Below are 2664 nucleotides of genomic sequence, written 5' to 3' on the forward strand. Positions count from 1 at the left end.
AAAACTAAAATATGTTAATAGCAGAGGCCATATGTCATATAATTATGAAAATATTCCATTGACAACTTAAGAGACGTTAAGTACATTTGCTCAGCTCTCGGAAGGAAGCTGTTTGTTTTTCCTGGGGCGCTCTTTAATGTTGAACTTTGGTGCTTAAAAAGCAACCCTCACTATTCGACCTTAATCTAATTTTTAGCAACTTCTATGGAGAGCAATATGGGGTATCGTCTGATTGCAGCAGCTTCTTTTTTACTGCTTCCAGCTTCTGTTTTTGCCGCTGGGTATGGTGCAGCGGGTTGTGGGTTAGGGTCAGAGGTCATGGGATCAAAACCAGGGGCCTCACAGGTATTCGCTTCAACTACTAATGGAACTTCCGGCAATCAAACTTTCGGGATTACTTCCGGGACCTCGAATTGCGGTGATCATGGTCTAGTGAAGACGAGCAAGGAGCGTGAAGTATTTGCAAAAGAGAATTACACCAGCCTGGTTAAAGAAATGGCGCAAGGAAAAGGTGAAAATCTTTATACCTTAGCTAGCTTGTATCAATGTTCCGCAGCCAGCTATCAAGAATTCGGATCAATGGTGCAGGCGAAGTTTGACAATTTAGTGGTGAGTGATCAAACAACCTCAGCAGAGTTACTGAGCAAGCTCGAAGATCAATTAACCCGTCATCCTACCCTTGCTAAATCGTGTGACATCAAAGTATCTGCATTGAATTAAAAAATAAGCGGATATAGGTTTTATCTATATCCGCTTTGATATTGTCAGCTCCCCCTATCGTTCCCTCGTGCAGCTTGCCTGCTTTCTAGCCGCGCTACTTCTCTCCCTTTATTTCTCCCCTGCAACTGCTCATTCCGAAGACAACCACAACGCCGATTATTTAGCCGATCTACAGCTTCAAGCCCAACAAAAAAAGCTAGCCGATGCCCGGATATGGCATCTACTTCTCAAGTACAACAAAGAATTATTCGGCGGCTTTACGAGTGAAGCGGATGGAATGGATTTTTTCAATTCTCCGCAGGGAAAGACTGATCCAGAATCAGAGCTGGAAGCGACTCTCGCCAGCTTCTTCATACCCTTATCCGCGGTTGCCGAAGGCAAAGAGCACCCTCAGTGTAACTTTCCGGCGCGATTCAAGTGGTTGGATCACGAACTGGCCTTCGATCGCAATCGCCTCAAAATACACGAATGTGACCGGCTCAACCGCTGGATGCAAACTTTAGCTCCGGTCGGAGTAACGTTGGTGTTCGCCTCTTACTTCATGAACAACCCTGCCTCTATGTTTGGCCATACCCTGCTACGAATTGATAGCCGGAGAACAGGCAAGGGAAATAATTTAATGAACTATGGCGCCAACTATGCAGCCGTTCCCGATACTGAGAATGGGTTCCTCTACGCAGTGAAGGGTTTAATAGGCTCATTTCCAGGACGCTTCGCGATTTTCCCCTATTACACAAAAGTGCAGGAATATAACAACTGGGAAAGCCGGGATCTTTGGGAATATGAACTTAAGTTTACTGAAGATCAGTTGAACACGATGCTTTTACATTTGTGGGAGCTGGGCGGTACTTACTTTGATTATTATTATTTCCAGGAAAATTGCTCATATCACGTGCTTTCCTTATTAGAGATTGCCAATCCGAATCTAAGATTAAAAGATTCTTTTTTCTTCAGTGTGATACCAACTGATACGGTAAAAATTGTAATGGCGCAGGAGGAGTTAGTAAAACAAACCGTGTATCGACCTTCGGTGCTTAGCCAAATGAATGATAAGCGACGTAGAATGGACAATGATGAGAAGCAGATATTAAAAAGCATGGTTCAAGGGGATGTGACAGTAGATAGCCCAACTTTTGAAAACCTTCTCCCTCAATCGCAAGCTCTATTGTTGAATGCTTATATGGACTATTTACAGTATTGGAGCATGCAAGAAAAAAGCAACAATGAAGTAAAAATTCCACGCTCCGTTTTATTAGCTAGAAGCCGTTTGCAAGTTACTAGTGATGAGGATACTAAAATTACCGGTTTTTCCAGTCGACCAGACCAAGGTCATGGGACGGACCGATTTCAACTCGGAATTGGCCATAACAAGCGCGAATCTTTCCTCGAATTTGCTTATCGCCCGGCATATCATGACCTGATGGCCAAGGACGTAGGATATGATAAAGATTCAGAAATTATTTTTATGGACTTCAAACTCCGCTATTACCTGGAATCCCAACGGGTAAGACTAGATCAGGCGAAGTTTCTCTCAATCACATCACTCAATCCCTACGATTCCTTATTTGCCAAACCTTCCTGGCGAGCAGAACTGGCAGTAGACAACCTTAGAGATCGAAACTGCAACTATTGCAATTCGTTCAAAGGTACGTATGGGAGAGGTTTTTCTTATCGGCCGGATTTTTTCTCCCCCTTGCTGCTATATACCTTTGCTGATCTAAAAGCGGAATTTTCCGATCATCTAAAACAAAATTTTCGATTGGGTGGCGATACTGAAGTGGGAATGTACTTCAGCATTACTGAAAATTTGAGAATCAAATTGGCGGGGAGCTACCAGGTTTTTCTCCTTGGTGAAAGTAAGCGTTTCTTCACTGGTCACCTCATTACTCGCTATGCGCTTTCACAAGATCTGGATCTAAGGGTGGAATTGAACCGCTACGACCA

2 protein-coding genes are annotated in these 2664 nt (G+C 43.5%); both read left to right on the forward strand.

What is annotated here, in order from left to right:
- Window positions 1-216: 216 nt before the first annotated feature.
- Entirely contained in the window at window positions 217-720 is a 504-nt protein-coding gene (locus BMY01_RS16830) for a DUF3015 domain-containing protein (RefSeq protein ID WP_081354000.1), read from the forward strand.
- 67 nt (window positions 721-787) lie between these two features.
- On the forward strand, window positions 788-2664 hold a 1877-nt coding region (locus BMY01_RS16835), incomplete at its 3' end, for an Lnb N-terminal periplasmic domain-containing protein (protein ID WP_254772813.1).

It is taken from the genome of Nitrosospira multiformis (genome assembly GCF_900110185.1).
GTDB classification, from domain to species: domain Bacteria; phylum Pseudomonadota; class Gammaproteobacteria; order Burkholderiales; family Nitrosomonadaceae; genus Nitrosospira; species Nitrosospira multiformis_A.